The organism is Streptosporangium sp. NPDC002524, from assembly GCF_040295985.1.
Lineage (GTDB): Bacteria > Actinomycetota > Actinomycetes > Streptosporangiales > Streptosporangiaceae > Streptosporangium.
In genome coordinates, this window is the sequence record NZ_JBEOWK010000027.1 from 76,793 (window position 1) to 95,359 (window position 18,567).

Below are 18,567 nucleotides of genomic sequence, written 5' to 3' on the forward strand. Positions count from 1 at the left end.
CGACAGGGGAGAACGTCATGGACCTCGTCCACCGATGCATCGTGTTTGACTTATATAAGTTAATCCTGAAATAGTTGTCGAGCGCATGTTCGAGGCTTCGGCGAGCCCGGGGCCTTCAGTGAGCAGGCCGCCCCCGTCACCGAGGGCGCCCTCGTCCTTCACATTTCCTGCCAGGAGTTCACCCGATGTCGCAGAAGATCACTACTTTCCTGATGTTCCAGGACAACAACGCCGAAGAGGCGATCACCTTCTACACGTCGCTGTTCGACGACGCCAAGGTCCTCGCCATCGCCCGCTACGGCTCCGAGGGGCCCGGCCCGGAGGGCAGCGTGCAGCACGCCACGTTCACGCTGGCGGGCGGGGAGTACATGGCCATCGACAGCCATGTGCGGCACGCCTTCGGCTTCACCCCGTCGGTCTCGCTGTACGTGCAGTGCGAGTCGGACGCGGAGATCGAGCGCCTGTACGCGGCCCTGTCGGAGAACGGCGAGCCGCTGATGCCGCTCGGCTCCTACGGCTTCAGCAAGCGCTTCGGCTGGACCAACGACCGCTTCGGCGTCTCCTGGCAGCTGAACCTCGCCTGATCCCCGCCCCGCTCCCGCCGTGACGGATCCCGGCCCCCGCAGGCGGGATCCGTCACGTGCGAGCACGCGGCCGTGCGGCCCCGCGCGTTCCTGTACGTCCCCATCGCCTCGTACGTTCCCGTACGTGCTCACAATTTCGGCGCTCAGTTCTCCGGCAGGACCCCGTTCTCCCGCAGGACCTCGCGCAGCCGCAGGACGAATCCGGCGGGGTCGTCGGCGAAGGCGATGTGGCCGCCGGGGAAGTATGTCGGCTTCGTGCCGAGCGCCGCGGCGAGTGCGGTCGACGTGTGGTCGCAGAGCTGACCGGCCGACTCCTCCCCGATACCGACCACGACGCCCGGCCCGGCACGCAGGGCGGCGATGTCGGGCTGCCAGTGGGTGGTCCCGCGCATCTCGTGCAGGAACCAGAAACGCTCGTCCGCGGCCTGCTGCGGATCGGGCTCGGCCGGCGCCTCCGCGGGAGCGCCGGCGGACTCGTCGAACTCGGGCAGCGGGAGGTTGGCGTTGATCATGAACTTGACCCAGGCGCCCGCGACGTCGCCGGAGGCGTAGGTGGCGATGATGTCCTCGACCGCGGCGTCGTGCGCCTCGGAGTCGTCGAGCAGGCGGCTCACCGGGGGTTCGTGCGCGATCACGGTGCGCACCTGCTCGGGGTGGGCGATGGCGAGCGCCAGTGCGGTGACGGCGCCGCCGCTGGAACCGAAGACCGTCGCGGGACCGGCACCGAGGTGGGTCAGGAGCCGGGAAAGATCGTCGGCGCGCAGCTGCGGGGTCGAGTCCTGGCCGGGTTCGTCGAGGGAACTGCGGTTGACGCCCCGCGGGTCGGTGGTGAGCACGGTGTGGTCGTCGGCGAGCAGGGCGGCCAGCGGCGCGAAGTGCTCGGCGTGCATCGGGGCGCCGACGAGCACCACGAGGGGCCCCTGGCCCCGTACCTCGTAGTAGAGCGTGGCGTCGGGGACCTTGAGGTGATCGGTGGTGACGATCGTCGTGGGGTTCATGGCAACCTCCTGGAACGGTTTGGAGCGGTGGTGTGGTGCCCGGTCGACCCGGTCGAAAGGAAGACCGCCGACGTGAGGCAGAATCGTCGTTCGTGAGGGATATTTCTTCGCGGTCCGTGGACAGGGCGACGCCAGGCACCGGGGACACCGGCCCGGTCCGGGCGCGCGGCGGTGACGACGACCTGACCCGGGCGCGCGACGGGGACGCGGGCATGGCGCGGGAGCATGACGCGGACATGAACTCCTTCCAGGCGCGTGGCGGTGACGACGACTTGACTCGGGCGGGGGGCGGTGACGACGACCTGATCCGGGCGCGTGACGGTGACGACGGCCTGATCCGGGCGCGTGACGGTGACGATGATCTGATTCGGGCGAGTGGCGGGGACAACGGCCTGACCCGAGCGGGTAGCGGGGACGATGATCCGATCCGGGCGCGTGATGGTGACGACGGCCTGACTCGGGCTGGTGGCGGGAATGACGATCTGATCCGGGCGCGTGGCGGGGACGATGCCGCGTTCACCCGTCTCGTGGAGCCGTTGCGCCGCGAGCTGCACGCCCACTGTTACCGCATGCTCGGCTCCACCCACGACGCCGACGACGCGCTGCAGGACGCCCTGCTGCGGGCCTGGCGGGGAATCGCGCGCTTCGAGGGCCGCAGCTCGTTGCGCTCGTGGCTCTACACCGTGGCCACCCGCACCTGTCTGGACATCGTCACCACCCGGGGCAGGCGGGCGCTGCCCGTCGACCTCGGTCCCTCCAGCGACCACGCCGTGCTCGGCGACGCTCCGCTGAACGACGTCGCCTGGCTGGGCCCCTACCCCGACACGGGCCTCACCGACGGCCCGGCCGGACCGGGCGCGCGCTACGAGCAGCGCGAAGCCGTCGAGCTCGCCTTCGTCGCGGCCCTGCAGCACCTGCCGGGCAACCAGCGGGCCGCGCTGCTGCTGTTCGAGGTCCTCGGCTTCTCCGCCGCCGAGATCGCCACCACGATGGACACCACCACCACGTCGGTGAACAGCGCCCTGGCGCGGGCGCGCAAGGTCGTCGCGGACAAGGCCTTCCCCCGCACCCAGCAGCTCACGCTGCGGAAGATCGGCGACGCCCGCGTACGGGAGATCGTCGCCGGTTACTCCTCCGCGCTGGAACGCGGGGACGCCGACGCCCTGGTCGCGCTGCTGACCGAGGACGTCACCTGGTCGATGCCGCCGATGGCCCACTGGTACCGAGGCCTGGAGGCCGTCACCGACTTCGCCGTGCGGATCCCCCTGACCACCTGCGGAAGCTGGCGGCACCTCCCGGCCACCGCGAACGGCCAGCCCGCGGTGGGCTCCTACCGCTGGAACGAGGACGCCGCCGCCCACCTCGCCTGGTCGATCGACGTGTTCACCCTGCGCGACGATCGGATCGCCGAGGTCACCTCGTTCATCGGCTCCGATCATTTCGCCCCCCTCGGGCTGCCGGCCTCGCTGTCCTGAGCCGTCCTGAGTCGTCCAGTGCTGTCCTGGGCCGTCCTTGACCGCTCTGAGCCGCCCTGATCCGGGAGCGCGCCCGATCCTCGCGCCTCGGTACGGTTGCCGGGACGACGGGCACCCGGCCGGCGCCGTGCGACCTCGGCCGGGCCCGCCGCCGACGCGCCACGGGGCCCGGCCGCCTCTCCCGGATTCCGCGGGCGCACCGGCCCGCCCGGCCGGCTCAGCTGAACCGCTGATCCAGGTGGAACGTCACCTCGGCGCCGGCCTGGCTCTTCCCGATGAGCTTGCACAGCGCGGCCCTGATGGGAAGCCAGTGCGGGCCGTTGCCCGACGGCATGAGGGTGGCGGTGAACGGGTGGCCGTCGATCGTCCCGCCGACCTTCACCGCCCGCCTCGTCCCGAGGATCTCGGCGGAGCTCGGCACGGTCACGAAGGTGGCGAACGCCCCGTCCTTCTCGATCGGCGCGGTGAAGGTGTGGTCGAGCGGTAGCACGGGCTTCTGGTCGGGCATCGTCGTCTCCTGAAGTCGTCTGAGTGCGTCGGAACGCGTCTGGGATGCGTCTGGAATCCGTCTGAGGTGGTCTGGGGCCGTCTGCCGGTGGCGTGTCACCACCTGATTGGCAGGTTCGGCGCCGGTTGAAGAGGTGACTCCGGCGATGGGACGGAATCGTCGCCCGTGAGCGAGAATCCTCCGCGAACCCTGGACGCAGCGGCGGGACGACGGACCGCGCCCGTCGCCGTCGTGCCACCCGGACCCCATGCACGTCCCACAGCCCCGAACGTCCCACAGCCCCGAACGTCCCGCAGTTCCGTAGGTCCCGCAGTTCCGCACGTCGCTGTTCGGCGACGTCGTGATCCGTGATCCGGTGATCACCTCGTACGAGATGCCGCAGGCCGGGCCGCGTGCCCGGCTCCGGGAGCGGGCGGTGATCGACGGATCACCGCCCGTTCGCCACCCGGTTCGCCCGCCACGTTACTCCGCGCCCGGCGTGCCGGTGCCCGGCGGCTCCCCGGCCTCGGTGACGCGTTCCTCGCTCCACAGCCGCCGCATCTCCGGGCAGCTCTCCAGCAGCTCGCCGAGCGGGCCCTGACCGGCGACCCGGCCGCGGTCGAGGACGACGACCTGGTCGGCCCGCTCCAGCGCCGCCTGCCGGTGGGAGACCACCAGCAGCGTTCCCGGGCCGCGCCCGTCGCGGGCGGCGTCGGCGATCCGGTCCCAGAGCAGCCTCTCGGTCTCCACGTCCAGGGCCGACGACAGGTCGTCGACGACGAGCAGGTCCGGTGCCCTGACCAGCGCCCGCGCCGCGGTCGCCCGCTGCGCCTGGCCGCCGGACAGCCGTACGCCACGGGGGCCGACGATCGTGTCCAGGCCCTCCGGCATCCCGGCCAGGTCCTTCTCGAACGCCGCCAGCTCCAGCGCCAGGCCGAGCCGGGCGTCGTCCGCGGACCGGCCCAGGAGCAGGTTCTCCCGCAGTGACTCGGAGAACAACCGGGGGACCTGGCTCGCGTACGCCGCGCGGCCGGGGACCATGAACGTCCCCGGGTCGTCGACGGGCCTGCCGTTCCAGGTGATCGTCCCGGCGTCCAGCGGCACCAGGCCGAGCAGGGCGCGTACCAGCGTCGTCTTGCCCGAGCCGACGGCGCCGGTGATCACCGTGAACGACCCCCGGGCCACCCGCAGGTCGACCGCCCGCACGCCGCGCCCGCTCCCGCCGTGGCGCACGGTCAGCCCGCGCGCCTCGACGACCTGGAGCGCGTCGCCGTGGTCCGGTGGCGACGTCGTGGCAGGCGGGGGCTCCCGGTGGAACCAGACGTCGTCGCCACGTGACAGGTCGTCGGCGTCCTCGTACGGTGCCATCAGCCGGGTGAGCCGTTCGGTGGCGACCGCGCCCTGGGGCAGGCGGTGGAGGATCGCGCCGATGGTGCGCGGCAGCGCCGTCAGCCAGCCGACATAGGTGGTGAACAGCGCGAGGTCGCCCACCGTGAAGTCGCCGCGGCGCATCGCCGACGCGCACAGGAGCAGCACGAGACCGATGCCGATCTCGACGGTCGCGCCGGTCGTGGCGTCCAGCATGTCGGTCGCGAGCCGGTCCTTGACGGCGGCGTCGCGCCGCCCGCGGTTGTGCTCGCGCAGCCGCTCCAGCACCGCGTCCTCGGCCCCGGCGGTCTTGATCGCCAGCACGCCGCCGAAGGTCTCGCCGATGTGGGCCGTGACGGCCGCGCCGAGCACCCTGGCACGGTGGTGCAGCCGCCGGATCACGTCGTTCAGCAACCGGCTCAGCACGCCTACCGCGATCATCGGCACCACCAGCACCAGGGTGATGACGGGGTCGACGGAAGCCATGATCACCAGGGCGGCGCCGCCGAAGAGGGCCGAACCGGCCAGCGGGACGCTCTCGTCGGTGAGGTTGACCAGGTCGCTCACGTCGTCGCGGAAGCGGGCGACCGCCTCGCCCGGCGAGTGCGGCAGCCGGGTCGCGGCGGGCCCGCGCGCGGTGAGGATCGAGCGCAACACGTTGGCCCGCAGGAGGGTCGCGGCGGCGCACCACCAGTAGACCCCGTAGGACCACGCGACGAAGAGCACCAGGCCGCGGACCACCTCCACGCCCACGAACGCCGCGCACAGCCACAGCGACTGCTCCAGGCTCGCTGCACGCTGCCCGCCGATCTGGTCGAAGAGCCGCTGCAGCACCAGCCCGCCGGCGAGCGGGATGACGCTGACCGGCATCCACAGCAGGGCGCCGATCAGGTAACGGCGCAGGTCGAAGCGAACGAGCCGGGTGGCCACCAGCACCACGGGCCTCATCGGACCACCTCCGGGGCATCCGGGGTCACGGGTCTCGCCGGACTCCCCAGGGCGTCTGGCATTGTCGGCCTCGTCGAGCTTCCCGAGGTGTCCGGCGTCGTGGGCCTCGTCGGATTCCTTGGGGCGTCCGGCCTCGTCGAAGTTTCCGAGGTGTTCAGATTCGTGGACCTCGTCGGCCCAGCCGAGGTGTCCGGTGTCGCGGGCCTCATCGGGCCACCCCCGCGATGTCCAGCATCCGGGCGTAGCGGCTTCGTGGGTCCGCGACGAGATCCTCGCGGCGGCCGTACTCGACGACCCTGCCCCGGTCGATGACGGCGATCTTGTCCACCCGGGACAGGGAGGAGAGCCGGTGCGCGATGAGCACGCCGGTCCGGCCGGTGAGCAGCCGGTCGACGCTCTCCTCGACGTGTCGTTCGGTGGCCGGATCGAGGCGGCTGGACGCCTCGTCCAGCACGACGAGCCCGGGGTCGGCCAGGAACGCCCGCGCGAACGCGAGCAGCTGGGCCTCCCCGGCCGAGACCCCGCTCCCCGGCCCTCCTCCCGAACCGCCTCCCGGGCCGTTCCCCGGCCCTCCTCCCGGACCACCTTCCAGGCCGCTCCCCGGACCCTCGCCCGGACCACCTCCCGGGCCGCTCTCCGGGGCGGGGCTCGGATCGCCCCCGGGATCGGGCCTCGGATCGCTCCCCGGGCCGGGCCCCGGATCGGGCCTTGGATCGAGCCCCGGGCCGCTTCCCGAACCGCCGCCCAGCTGGGTGTCGAGCCCGTAGGGCAGGGAGGCGAGCCAGTCGCCGAGGCCGACACCGGCGAGGACGGCGCGCAGCCGGTCGTCGTCGGCGAGTGGCCTGAAGAGGGTGAGGTTGTCCCTGACGCTGGCCGCGAAGAGCTGCACGTCCTGGGTGACCACGCACATCCGCCCGCGTATCGACGCGGGATCGACGTCCCGCAGGTCCAGCCCGCCGACCCGGACGGTGCCCTCGGTCGGGTCGTACAGGCGCAGCACCATCCGGGCGACGGTCGTCTTGCCGCTGCCCGTACGGCCCACCAGGCCGAGCGTCTCGCCCGGCGCCAGCGTGATCGTGACGTCCGACAGGACCGGCTCGTCGTCGTCGGCGTACGCGAAACCCACGCCCTCGAGACGCAGGCCGAGCGGTCCGGAGGCTGGCAGCGGGAGCGGGTCGGCGGGCGCGGGGAGCGTGCGCCGCTCGGCCAGCAGGTCGCCGATGCGCGCGATGCCGGCCAGCGCCGACTGGTACTGCCTCAGCTGGTCGATCAGCCGCTCGAACGGGGCGCGCACCATCTGCGTGTACTGGAAGAGCAGCACGGCGGTGCCGACCGTGAGCGTCCCGGACTCCCGGGTCCAGGCGGCGAGGCCGAGCACGATCGCCGTACCGGCCGCGAACGCCACCGTCGTCCCCGCGAGGATGCCGGTCCCGATCCGCGCGTCGCGGAACTCCGCGCGGTACAGGGTCGCGGAGGCCCGGTGGAAGCGGTTCACGGAGTGCTCCCCGGCGCCGTTGGCCCGGATGTCCTCCACCCCGGCGAGCCGTTCCTCCAGACCGCCGAGGAGCGCCGCCATCTCCACCCGCGAACGGGTGGCCGACGGCACGGCGAGCCGCTGCGCGCGAGCCATGCCGAACCCGACCAGCACGCAGTACGCCAGCAGCACGCCGCCGAGCCGCGCGTCGACGGTGAACACGACGACGACCACCCCGGCGAGGAGCAGGAGACCGGCCACGACGTCCAGCAGGAAGGCGACGACGAACTCGGCCACCGCGACCACGTCGCCGTCCACCCGTTCGATCATCTCGCCGGGCGTCCGGCGGCCGTGGTAGGCCATGTCGAGGCCGAGGGCGTGCTCGGCGAGCCGCTCCCGGAGACGGTTCGTGCCGTCCCAGGCGAGACGGCTCGCGAGCCAGGCGGTGACCATGCGGGCGGCCTGCCCGGCGACGGCGAGCACGAGGTAGCCGAGGGCGATCAGCGTGAGGTGCCGGGTGCCCGCCCCGCCGATCGCGTCGTCGACGAAGCGGCGGGTGATCTGGGGCGCCGCGAGCGGCAGCGCCGTCGCGGCGGCGATGGCGGCGGCGAGGGCCACGGCGGAGCGGCGTCCGGGGCGGAGGTGGCGCAGGACGGCGCGCCGGGCGGAGCCGCGCGTGGAGGTGCCATGGGTGGAGCCGCGCGTGGAGGTGTCACGGATGGAGCCGCGGGCGGAGGCGTCACGGGCGGAACTCCGGGCGGAGGCGCCGGTCTCGCCGGTGACCCGGGCGGTGCGGAGCAGCCTTCCGGCCAGGCCCCTCCTAGCGGCGTCTCCGCGTGCCGGAGTCCTCGGGGTGGGTGTTCTCACTAAGCGTCATGTCCTTTGGGTGGGTGAGAATTACCTGCTGGGGGGACATGAACGCTCTGCGCATTTCCTTCTCCTCGATCGATCGGCAGTCGCCAGAAGTCCAGCAGAGGCCCACCCGCGAGGGCAACCGATTTTGATCCGAGCCGCCCACCCGGCCCACCGGCACCCCGTACCGCCGCAAAGACACTCAGAAGATCACGTGGAAGGGGGCGGGAACCCGAGGGGAAACTGGCGGGGCGGCAGGCGTGGCACCACGAGCCGGGGCCTGGCCGCCGCGTTGGGGGTGTGCGGCGGCTGGAGGACCAGGCGTTCCTTGGCGGCCTCGATCGCCCGGTCCAGCTGGGTGTCCACCCCCGCCGCGTAGTCCTGCGGGGTGATGTCGACCTCGATGTCGGGGTCGGTGCCGTAGTTCTCCACCCGCCAGCCCACGTCGTCGAAGGCGAAGGAGAACTCCGGCTGGGTGGTGACCGTGCCGTCGGCCAGGTGGTGCCGGGGCCAGATGCCGATCACCCCGCCCCAGGTGCGCTTGCCGATCAGGGGACCCAGGCGCAGCAGCTTGAAGGTGTGGCTGAAGATGTCGCCGTCGGAGCCCGCCCACTCGTTCGTGATGGCCACCATCGGCCCGCGCGGCGACTCGTCTGGGTAGGGCTCGGGCACGCCCCAGCGCGGGAAGTCGTAGCCCAGGCGGCGCCGGGCCAGCTTCTCCAGCAGCAGCGCCGACACGTGGCCGCCGCCGTTGAAGCGGACGTCCACCACGAGGGCCTCGCGGTCGTACTCGGCGAGGAAGCCCCGGTGGAACTCGGCGTAGCCCTCCGGGCCCATGTCCGGGATGTGCAGGTAGCCGATCCGGCCGCCGCCAAGCTCGTGGCAGCGGGCCCGGTTGGACTCCACCCAGTCGCGGTAGCGGCCCGGCTGCTCGTCGCCGATGGCCCGCACGGTGACGGTCCGCCTGTCGTCCCCGCGCCGGATCGTCAGCTGCACCTCCTGGTCGGCCTGGTTGACCAGCAGCTCGTCCGGGCTCGCCTCCGCGCCGACGGGCTGGCCGTTCACGGCGAGCACCGCGTCACCCGGCCGTACGTCCACCCCGAGGCGGTTGAGCGGCGAGGTCGCCTCGGGGTCCCACCGGTCGCCGCCGACGATCCTCGCGATCCGGTAGACGCCGTCCGCGAAGGCCCAGTCGACGCCCAGCTTGCCCTGCCGGTAGTGCGGCCTGGACCGGTAGGCGCCGCCGCTCTCGTAGGCGTGCGAGGTGCCCAGCTCGCCGAGCAGCTCCCACAGCAGGTCGGAGAACTCGCCCCGGGTGGTGACCCGGTCGACCAGCGGCAGGTAGCGCCGGTAGACGCCGTTCCAGTCGAGCCCGGCCATGTCCTCGGTCCAGAAGTTCTCCCGCTGCAGCCGCCAGGCCTCCCTGAACATCTGCCGCCACTCCGCCTCGGGCCGGATGGACACCTTCACCCTGGACAGGTCCACCCACCCGCTCGTACGGCCGGGGGCGTCGTCGTCCTCGGGCTCCTCGCCCGCCTTGACCATCCGCAGCCGCTTGCCCGACTGGTAGAGCAGCGTGGTCCCGTCGCGGCCGAGCGCGAACTCCGACACGTCCCCGACCAGGGTCTCCTGCTTCTGCTTGGCGAAGTCGTAGACGTGCAGGGTGCCGTCGGAGGAGTCGGCGTAGTCGTCGCCCAGGCTGCCCTCGACGGGGAAGGTCAGGTAGACGGCCTTGCCCTTGATCCCGGCGATGGCGTCGTAGCGTCCCTCGGGGACGGGGAAGACGACGACCCGGTCCTGGATGCCGTCCAGGTCGATGACCACCTCGGGCGGCCCGTCGTCCTCGCCCTCGTTCTCGCCGTCGTCACCGTCACCGTCACCGCCGCCGTCACCGTCGTCATCGTCATCGTCGTCCCCGAGCGGCCGGGGCACGGGGACGAAGGGCGAGGCGACGTCGGCGCGGAGCGCGATCGCGTAGGGGCGGGAGCCCAGGGGGAAGCCCAGGTCGAAGTGGAGCTCGTCGTAGACCGGGTTGAAGACGCGCCGGCCGATGAAGTACAGGTAGTCGCCGCCCGGGTCGAAGGCCGGGCGGGCGTCCCACAGCACCGGCCGGGTGGCGAGGAACGTCTCGCCCGTCTCGACCCGGCACAGCTTCACCGCCGTCGTCTGCGCGGTGTCGCGGCAGGCGTACGCCAGCCAGCGGCCGTCGGGGGACCAGGCCAGGTCCTCGATCGCGCCGAACCTGCTGGAGTCGATCACCCGGCCCCGCGCCCGCCCCTCCTCACCCGTACGGCCGGAGACACGGCCGGGGACCTCGCCGGACGCGCCGTCGGGCGCGTCGCCGGGCGCGAGGTCGACCAGGATCAGCTCGTTGCGGTGGTTGGCCACCGCGACCAGGTCGGCCGTGGGGGAGACCTCCAGCTCGATGGCGCGGCCGGTGTCGAGGTGGTCGAGCCTGGCGGGCTCGGTGCCGCCGTCGGCGGTGAGCACCGTCAGCACCTCGCGGTCGCCCTCGTCGCTGGCCGCGGCCACCAGCCGCTCACCGTCGTTGAGCCAGTTCAGCAGCCGGTACCGCACCCCGTACAGCGCCCCGTGCTGGCGCACCGGACCCTCCCAGGTGGCGAAGGAGAACGCCTTGCCCCGGGTGGTGACGGCCAGGCCGACGCCGTCGGGACTGAGGGTCGCGCTCTCCAGGAAGTCCTCGGCCGGGGCGAACCGGCGGTTGCGCTGGGTGCGCGAACTGCGCAGCCGCACCTCGATCGGGCGTGACTCCCCGTCCTCCACCAGGTACAGCTCGGCCCCGGCGTGGTAGACCAGCCTGCGGCCGTCGCCCGACAGGTTGCGGGCGTAGTAGTCGGCGTGGTCGGAATGCCTGAGCAGGTCGCCGCCGTCAGCGTCGCAGGAGTAGACGTTTCCGACCCCCTCGTGGTCGGAGATGAAGTAGACCCGGTCGCCGGTCCAGCAGGGCGACGCGAGGTTGCCGGGCAGCGCGGTGAGCCGCCGGAACCGCCCGTCCTCGCCGGTCTCGATCCACAGGTCGCCCATGGTGCCGCCCCGGTAGCGCTTCCAGCGGGCGGGGTCGGCGGTGTTGCGGCCGAGCACGATCCGCGGGCCGTACGAGATGGTGTTGGCCGGGCCGTACGGCAGGCGCTCGGGCACCCCGCCGGGCTCCACCCGGTGCAGCCAGTTGCGGCCGTCGAAGGGCTGGCCCTGGTCGCTGGCGTAGACGATGCCGCCTCGGGGGTCCCAGCCGGTGACGCTGGAGCGCGCCCCGTGGTAGGTCACCCGCTGCGCCGCGCCGCCGTCGGCGGGCATCACGTAGACCTCCTCCGGCCCCTCCTCGCGGCCGACGAAGGCGAGCAGGTCGCCGTCGGGGGAGAAGCGGGGGTATCCCGCCTCGGCCACCCCGGCGGTGAGCCGGAAGGCCCGCCCGCCGCCGGCGGTGACCATCCACAGGTCGTCCTCGGCGGCGAAGACGACAATGTCCCCGAAGATCGTGGGAAATCGCAGGTAGGCGGGCATCGTGTCACTCCATGATCGGGTGACCGGGTTTCGGCCCGGTCACCCGATCATGATTTCACGCCCTCGGCGGCTAAATGGGCCGCCCGCCCTGGTGGGCGGGTCCCGTCTCCGGCACCCTGGCCTCGGGCTGCCCGGACTGTTTCTTCGCCTCCTTGGCCGACCGTGTCGCCTTGATCGCGGCCTTCTTGCTCTTCCCGGAGGCCTTCGCGGCCTTGTTCTTGGAATCCTTGGTGTCCTTGGAGTCCGTCATGGTTTCCCCCGTTGTACTTGATGGACGATGCCGTTGATTAGGCATTCAAAGAGGTTTAATACCCTTTGCTGGCTTCAGTCATCCACGATCCGTGGCGGATTGGACACATATTGTGACCGGTCGGCGCGGTGAACCTAGGGGGTGTCGGTCGGCACGCCGAAGCCCTGCGCCCCGACCACCGAGAGCAGCTCCAGCTGCTGCGCGCCCTCGCTGCCCACCGGGGCGGTGAAGATGAGCAGCCGCTGCGCCTCGTTCTCCGCCACGAGGATCTGGCAGTCGAGCTCGATGACGCCGAGCAGGGGATGGACGATCCGCTTGTGGTCGCTCCTGCGCACGGCGACCTCGTGCGCGTCCCACAGCGCCGCGAACTCCGCGCTGGACGAGCGCAGGGAGGAGATCATGGCGTCCGCCCGGGGATCCCGGCCGCGGCGTACGACCGCGGAACGCAGGTCGGCGACGAGCACCCGGCTCTGCTGGTCGTGGTCGGCGGGCGGGTAGACGGCCCTGGCCGAGGCGTCGGTGAACCACCGCCAGACGAAGCTGCGCGCCGGGCCGGTGAAGCGGGTGTGGTCTCCCAGCAGCGCGATCGCGAGGCGGTTCTGGCTGAGGACCTCGCCGAGGTCGGTGATCACCTGGGCCGGGGTGTCGTCGAGGCGGTCCAGGATCCGGAGCAGCCCGGGGCTGACGTGGTCGGACGGCGCGTGCCGGGGCGGGGCGACGTGCCCGGCCAGGCGGAACAGGTGGTCGCGTTCGTCGGTCGTCAGCCGCAGCGCCCGCGCCAGCGAGGTCACGATCTGCTGGGACGGTTGCGGCGCCCGCCGCTGTTCCAGCCGGTTGTAGTAGTCGGTCGACATCTGCGCGAGCGCCGCGACCTCCTCCCTGCGCAGCCCGGGTGCCCGCCTGCGCGTCCCCATGGGGAGGCCGACGTCACCCGGCCGCAGGGTCTCGCGGCGGCGGCGCAGGAAGTCGGCCAGCTGCTCCCTGTCCATGGCCCTGTCCATGGGGACAGTGTGCCCGCGCCCGCGTCGCGCATCCAGGGAGCGCCGATCCCATGATGGCCGGTCCCGGGGACGAGCCGTCTCTTCCAGCGCGCGGGCCGGGGCGGCACGCTCGGAACGCGGCGCCGGCCAGTCGGCGCCCGGAACGACGAGGGAAGAACAATGCAGACTCGCACGCTCGGCAGGACCGGCCCCACCGTCTCCGCGATCGGCCTGGGCGCCATGGGAATGTCGGACCTGTACGGCCCGGCGGACGAGACCGAGAGCGTCGCCACCATCCACGCGGCCCTCGACGCCGGGGTGAACCTGATCGACACGGCCGATTTCTACGGCATTGGCCACAACGAGCTCCTCATCGGCAGGGCGCTCAAGGAGCGTTCCCGCGAGGACGTCGTGATCAGCGTCAAGTTCGGCGCGCGGCGCGACCCGGCCGGGGGCTTCACGCTCACGGGGGCCGACGTCGGTGCGGCGGCGGTCAAGGACCGCCTGGCCTACACCCTGCGCAGGCTGGGCACCGACCACATCGACATCTACCGCCCCGCCCGCGTCACCCCGGACATCCCTGTCGAGGAGACCGTCGGCGCCATCGCCGAGATGGTCGAGGCCGGGTACGTCCGCCACATCGGCCTGTCGGAGGTCGGTGCCGAGACCCTGCGCCGGGCGGCGGCCACCCACCCCATCGGCGACCTGCAGATCGAGTACTCGCTGCTGTCGCGCGGGATCGAGGAGGCCATCCTGCCTGCCGCCCGCGAGCTGGGCGTCGGCGTCACCGCGTACGGCGTGCTCTCGCGCGGACTGCTGTCCGGCCACTGGAGCCCGGAGCGCGAGCTCACCACGCACGACTTCCGCACCATCAGCCCCCGTTTCCAGGGCGAGAACCTGGAGGCCAACCTCAGGCTCGTGGACGCCCTGCGTGGTGTGGCCGCGACCGTCGGCGCCACGGTCGCCCAGGTCGCCATCGCCTGGGTGGCCTCCCGGGGCGACGACATCGTCCCCCTGGTCGGCGCGCGCGACCGCGAGCGGCTGGCCGAGTCCCTCGGCGCGACCGGCGTCACGCTGGGCGCGGACGACCTCGCCAGGATCGAGGAGGCGATCCCGGACGGAGCGGCCTCCGGCGGTCGCTACGCGGACTTCCTGCTCGCCGGCATGGACAGCGAGAAGTAGTCCTCCCGCGCCCCGCGACGGGGCACCGCCGGTTCCCGCATCCGGTGGCGAACCTGGCCTCTCTCCGGACTCGGGCCTGTCTCCGGACCCTGGTCTGTTTCGGGACCTGAGCCTGTCTCCTTTCGGGACCTGAGCCTGTCTCCGGACTCGGGCCTGTCTCCGGACCTGGGCCTGTTTCGGCACCCGGGCCTGGGCCTGGTTCCGGACCTGGGCGCGCACCCGCGCCCGGATCTGTCACCTTCATGCCCCCTTGTCTCCGGGGTTCTCGCCTTCGGGATTCTCGCCCTCGAGGCTCTAAGGCTCTCGTCCTCGGGGTCTCAGCCTTCGAGGTCTCCCGCGAGAGCCCGCGCGGCCGCCGCGTCGCGCTCGCTCATGCCCTCGTAGCCGCTGTGCCGGCGCTGCTCGGCCTGGTCGTCGATCCATCGGCCGTGCGCCTCCCACGCGGCCTGCTTGCTCGTGCCCAGGGCCGCGCCGATCTGCGACCACGACGCACCCACGGCCCGCGCGGACCGTACGGCGAGCTGGCGCCCGTAGCCCGCCTTGCGCGCGACCACCTCCCCGAGCGCGAGGAGCTCCAGGGCCTCGTCGCGGGTGAGGGACGGCACCTCGGGATCGGCGGGGTCGTCGGGGTCGTCGGGGTCGTCGGGATGCTCCCCGCCGGTGGCGTCGCCCGCCGCCGGAGCCAGGGCGTCGCGCACGCGGAGCTCGTCGTAGCGGGCGGCGGCGGTCAGGAGTGTGAAGTCGCCTTCGAGGCTGTCTGGCGTGAACATGCCCCCAGCTTTTCGTCAAGCGGGCTTGACGTCAAGAGGGCTTGACGATGTGTCGCCGCCAGTGCTCCCGGCCTCCGGGGCGGTACGAAAGGGAAGGTCCGGGGCGGTGGAATGTCGAGATCGCGGAGAAGGCTGGGAATCGCCCGACACCGCGCCGGAGCCGCACCGGCCCCCGTGCGAGGGCATGATCGCGTGCTCGGATTGCGTCCGTGAAAAGAAGAGGTAAATCGAAGCCCTCGGAAAGGATAATGATCTTCACGATTGGGCAGAACGTCGGCACACGGCTTGCGTTCCGGGGAGGTGATGCATGGCCTGGTCGCAAGACGAGGAGCGCATGCTGCTGCAGATCGAGCGCCACCTCATCGACGAGGATCCACGACTCGCCGCGCGGCTGGAGTCGTTCAACGAGCGTGTCCAGCGCAAGGAGGGCGGCGCCCGCGGGCGTGGCAACACGAAGGGGCGAGGGCGGTCCTCCAGACGTCTCCGCCGCTCCACGGTCATCATCACGTTCAGCTGGTTGCTGATCGCGACACTGATCATCACGCTTCTCGTCATGGTCCTGCGTCACGAGGCGGTCGCCGCTCTCCCGCTGTGAGCGCGGTCGCCACGTCACCCCGCACCGCGTTCGCCAAGGTGCGGGGCGTGTGGGGATCCGGCACGGCCGGGGTGCCCCGGGGCCCGGTGCCGGTCATACCGGGCGTGCGGGGTGGCGGCGTGCCGGTCAGTGCTCGGGGTTGAGCGCGTTGCCGATGAACATCGCGGTCAGCAGCGTGAACAGGAACGCCTGCAGAAACTGGACGAACATCTCCAGGGCCGTGATGAGGATCGCCATCAGCACACCGGCCACCCCGACCGGCACGCCCAGCACGGTGGGATGCTCGAACAGGAACCAGAAGCCGACCATGCTGAAGAACGCCAGGATGAGATGGCCCGCGAACATGTTGGCGGCCAGCCGCAGCATGTGCGCGAACAGCGAGGTCACGAAGGTGTAGAGCAGCTCCAGCGGGATGACCAGCACGTACGCCAGGGCGGGCAGCCCGCGCGGGATCAGTCCGCGGACATAGCCCGCGACGCCGTACCGCGTGACGCCGAGATAGAGCTTCAGGACGTAGACGCTCACGGCGATCACCGCGGGGAAGGCCAGGAACGAGGAGACGGGGAGCTGGACGAGCGGGACCACGCCCATCAGGTTCCAGATCCAGACCAGGAAGAAGACGCTGAGCAGCAGTCCCATCCACCGGTCGGTGTCCTTGCCGAGAAACGGGCGGGCCGCGTGGTCGCGGACGAACACGTAGCCCAGCTCGACCACGTTCTGCAGGCCGCGCGGCACGACCTTGGGATTGGCGAAGGCCGCCCAGCAGACACCGCAGACCAGGGCCGCGGCCAGGACGGCCATCAGGATCGGTTTGGTCAGCCAGTACGGCGCGCCCGCCCACAGCGGGGGGAAGTCGAACAGCTCCAGGCCGGGCGCCTGGAACCCGGGCGAGCCGGGCGACCCGGGTGACGCGACCGACGCGACCGGCCCGGGTGAAGCGGCCGACGCTGTCGACATGGCCGATGCGAGCGTCGCGGCCGATGTGAGTGATTCGGGTGATGAGGTGATCAGGATCGTCATGAGGCGGTCCCAACGGCAGGGGGATACTTTGTGAAGGCTTTCACATGACCCCGCGAACGCGACAATACCTCGCAGGTAAAGATCAACTTCGAGGCGAAGGGGTGACGCTTCGGCACCGCCCCCGAGGCTCTCTCGCGAGTCACTCCGGGAGGAACCCCTGCCCTCCCGGGAAGAGCGCGTCGGCCGAGGGCGTCGCCGACTGAGAGCGCTGTCAGCCGGGAGCGATGTCCGGGGAGGACAGCGTCAGCCCAGAAAATCGTCGGCCGAGAACGCTGTTCCGAGAAAGGGGCCGTCAGGGAAAGGGGCCGTCAGGGAAAGGTGCCGTCGGTCGAAAGCGCCGCTGGTCGAAGCGCCACCCCCGGAGGCGTCGTCAGCCGAGGGCGCGCAGGAAGTCGGCGGCGACCGGGGCGGCGACCGCGCCGCCGCCCGAGCCCTCCTCGACGATCACCGCGAAGGCCACCTCGCCGCGGAAGCCGATGAACCAGGCGTGGGTCTTCAGGTCGTCCTGCCCGCCGTACTCGGCGGTCCCCGTCTTGCCGCGGGTCCCCGCGGGCAGGCCCGCGTCCTTGGCGGTGCCCTTGGTGACGACCGCGGACATCATCCGGTGCATGTTCGACATGACGGCCTCGGGGAGGGCCTGCGGCTGCGTCTTCTGCTCGATCGAGGGGACCAGGGTCGGCGGGCGCCAGGTGCCGTCGGCCAGCGCGGCGGCGACCGAGGCCATCATCAGCGGGCTGGCGGTGATCCGTCCCTGGCCGAACGACTCCGCGGCCAGCTCCGCGTCGCTCTCGGCCCTGGGGAAGCTGCCCTTGGCGGCCGTGACGCCGATGTCGAGCGGCTTGTTGAAACCGAACAGCTCCGCGGTGCTCAGCAGCTTGTCGGCGCTCAGCCGTTCCTTGGTCAGCGGGGCGAAGGTGGTGTTGCAGGAGTAGGCGAACGAGTCGGACAGCGACACCGAGCCGTAGGCGGCGTGGTGGGAGTTGCGGATCGGCAGGCCGCCGACCGTGACGTCCTTGGGACAGGTGACCCGGTCGCCGGGGCTCATCCCCTCCGCCAGCAGCCCCACGGCGGTGACCGCCTTGAAGGTCGAGCCGGGAGGGTAGTTGCCGTCCAGGGCCCGGTTGAAGCCGCCCTGGTTGTTCACCACCGCGAGGATCTCGCCGGACGAGGGCCTGATCGCGACCAGGGCGGCGGTCTTCTTCAGGTCGCGGACGGCCTCGACCGCGGCCCGCTGGACCCGCATGTCCAGGGTGGTCTCCAGGGCCTCGCCGGTCTTGCCCTCGACCGTGCCGAGCGTCTTGACCGTCTTCTTGTCCGGGCCGACGAGCTCGATCTCGGTGTCGGGGGTGCCGGCCAGGCGCTCCTGGAAGGTGTGCTGCAACCCGCTCGCGCCGACCGCGTCACCCACCTTGTAGGGCACGCCCAGCTTCGCGACGCTCTTCGCCGTGGCCTTCTCCAGGTAGCCGACGAGCTGCTGCACCGAGCCGCCCACGTCGGCGCCGTCGATGCGGTCGCCGTCGGCCGAGGTGATCGCGGCCCGCTCGGGCCACTTCGTCTTCAGCGCGAAGGCGGTGGTCGCGGTGAGGTCGGGGTGGACGGCCTTGGGCGACCACTTGACCCGCCAGTGCCGGTCGACGACCGCGAGGTCGACGTCGCCGGAGTAACTCCACTCGCCGACGTCCTTGAGCTTGAGCGTGGCGGTGTAGGAGGCCTGCCCCGTGCCGTCCCCGGTCTCGCGCACCCCGTCGAGCCGCACCGTCGTGCCCTCCACCGCGAGGGCCTTGCGCATGTTGTCGTACGCCGCGGGGAACGCCGGGTCCGGTGTCCCCAGCTCGGCGCGCATGCCCGCCAGGTTGCCGCTCTGCCAGGCGCTGACGAACCGCTGCGCGGTCTCCTGAGGGGTCCCCCTGGTGTGCAGGTACCACCAGGCGCCGCCCCCGGCGGCCCCCGCCACCAGGACGACGGCTGCCGATGTGATCGCGATCGTCTTGCCCCGTGCCACCCGAACCCCCCAGTTCTCTTTTCCCCAGGGCCGCAGCCTAGCGTGACTAACGCGACATAT

15 protein-coding genes are annotated in these 18,567 nt (G+C 71.9%); 4 read left to right on the forward strand and 11 right to left on the reverse strand.

The annotated features are described in order from the left end of the window. Positions 1–185: 185 nt before the first annotated feature. A complete protein-coding gene (locus tag ABT053_RS35120) occupies positions 186–584 on the forward strand; it encodes a VOC family protein (protein ID WP_350975118.1) in 399 nt (132 codons plus the stop codon). A gap of 143 nt (positions 585–727) precedes the next feature. Here the strand turns inward: ABT053_RS35120 and ABT053_RS35125 are convergent, their stop codons facing one another. Then, the gene (locus ABT053_RS35125) at positions 728–1,582 is read right to left on the reverse strand and encodes an alpha/beta fold hydrolase (protein ID WP_350975120.1); all 855 of its coding nucleotides are present in this window, start codon (positions 1,580–1,582) and stop codon (positions 728–730) included. Continuing rightward, positions 1,579–2,142, reverse strand: a complete 564-nt coding sequence (locus tag ABT053_RS35130; RefSeq protein ID WP_350975121.1) for a hypothetical protein — start codon at positions 2,140–2,142, stop codon at positions 1,579–1,581. Before ABT053_RS35130 ends, ABT053_RS35125 begins: the two co-directional genes overlap by 4 nt. On the opposite strand from ABT053_RS35130, the gene ABT053_RS35135 reads away from it, so the two are divergent. Beyond that, complete coding sequence (locus ABT053_RS35135) at positions 2,119–3,057, forward strand: sigma-70 family RNA polymerase sigma factor (RefSeq protein ID WP_502991946.1); 939 nt, start codon at positions 2,119–2,121, stop codon at positions 3,055–3,057. The genes ABT053_RS35130 and ABT053_RS35135 overlap by 24 nt on opposite strands. A gap of 217 nt (positions 3,058–3,274) precedes the next feature. Here the strand turns inward: ABT053_RS35135 and ABT053_RS35140 are convergent, their stop codons facing one another. The 6 genes from ABT053_RS35140 to ABT053_RS35165 form a co-directional block, all read right to left on the reverse strand. Further along, entirely contained in the window at positions 3,275–3,565 is a 291-nt protein-coding gene (locus ABT053_RS35140; RefSeq protein WP_350975124.1) for a DUF1905 domain-containing protein, read from the reverse strand. A 462-nt stretch (positions 3,566–4,027) separates the two neighbouring features. Then, positions 4,028–5,860 carry an ABC transporter ATP-binding protein gene (locus tag ABT053_RS35145; RefSeq protein ID WP_350975125.1) on the reverse strand — a complete coding sequence of 611 codons (1,833 nt, stop codon included), beginning with the start codon at positions 5,858–5,860 and terminating at the stop codon, positions 4,028–4,030. A gap of 205 nt (positions 5,861–6,065) precedes the next feature. Then, positions 6,066–8,201, reverse strand: coding sequence for an ABC transporter ATP-binding protein (locus ABT053_RS35150; RefSeq protein WP_350975127.1), 2,136 nt, complete (start codon positions 8,199–8,201; stop codon positions 6,066–6,068). A gap of 195 nt (positions 8,202–8,396) precedes the next feature. Continuing rightward, positions 8,397–11,708, reverse strand: coding sequence for a S41 family peptidase (locus tag ABT053_RS35155; protein ID WP_350975129.1), 3,312 nt, complete (start codon positions 11,706–11,708; stop codon positions 8,397–8,399). Between the two features lie 70 nt (positions 11,709–11,778). After that, positions 11,779–11,958: a hypothetical protein gene (locus ABT053_RS35160; RefSeq protein WP_350975131.1), complete on the reverse strand. Its 180-nt coding sequence runs from the start codon at positions 11,956–11,958 to the stop codon at positions 11,779–11,781. Positions 11,959–12,092: 134 nt separating this feature from the next. Continuing rightward, entirely contained in the window at positions 12,093–12,959 is an 867-nt protein-coding gene (locus ABT053_RS35165) for a helix-turn-helix transcriptional regulator (RefSeq protein WP_350975132.1), read from the reverse strand. Positions 12,960–13,118: 159 nt separating this feature from the next. On the opposite strand from ABT053_RS35165, the gene ABT053_RS35170 reads away from it, so the two are divergent. Continuing rightward, positions 13,119–14,120: an aldo/keto reductase gene (locus tag ABT053_RS35170; RefSeq protein WP_350975134.1), complete on the forward strand. Its 1,002-nt coding sequence runs from the start codon at positions 13,119–13,121 to the stop codon at positions 14,118–14,120. Between the two features lie 317 nt (positions 14,121–14,437). On the opposite strand, the gene ABT053_RS35175 is transcribed toward ABT053_RS35170, so the two are convergent. Further along, positions 14,438–14,890: a hypothetical protein gene (locus ABT053_RS35175; RefSeq protein ID WP_350975136.1), complete on the reverse strand. Its 453-nt coding sequence runs from the start codon at positions 14,888–14,890 to the stop codon at positions 14,438–14,440. Positions 14,891–15,197: 307 nt separating this feature from the next. On the opposite strand from ABT053_RS35175, the gene ABT053_RS35180 reads away from it, so the two are divergent. After that, positions 15,198–15,485, forward strand: coding sequence for a DUF3040 domain-containing protein (locus tag ABT053_RS35180; protein WP_350975138.1), 288 nt, complete (start codon positions 15,198–15,200; stop codon positions 15,483–15,485). Between the two features lie 126 nt (positions 15,486–15,611). Here the strand turns inward: ABT053_RS35180 and ABT053_RS35185 are convergent, their stop codons facing one another. Together ABT053_RS35185 and ABT053_RS35190 are read right to left on the reverse strand one after the other, a co-directional pair. After that, the gene (locus ABT053_RS35185; protein WP_350975139.1) at positions 15,612–16,442 is read right to left on the reverse strand and encodes a F0F1 ATP synthase subunit A; all 831 of its coding nucleotides are present in this window, start codon (positions 16,440–16,442) and stop codon (positions 15,612–15,614) included. A gap of 433 nt (positions 16,443–16,875) precedes the next feature. Beyond that, positions 16,876–18,507, reverse strand: coding sequence for a penicillin-binding transpeptidase domain-containing protein (locus ABT053_RS35190; protein ID WP_350975141.1), 1,632 nt, complete (start codon positions 18,505–18,507; stop codon positions 16,876–16,878). Positions 18,508–18,567: the final 60 nt, after the last annotated feature.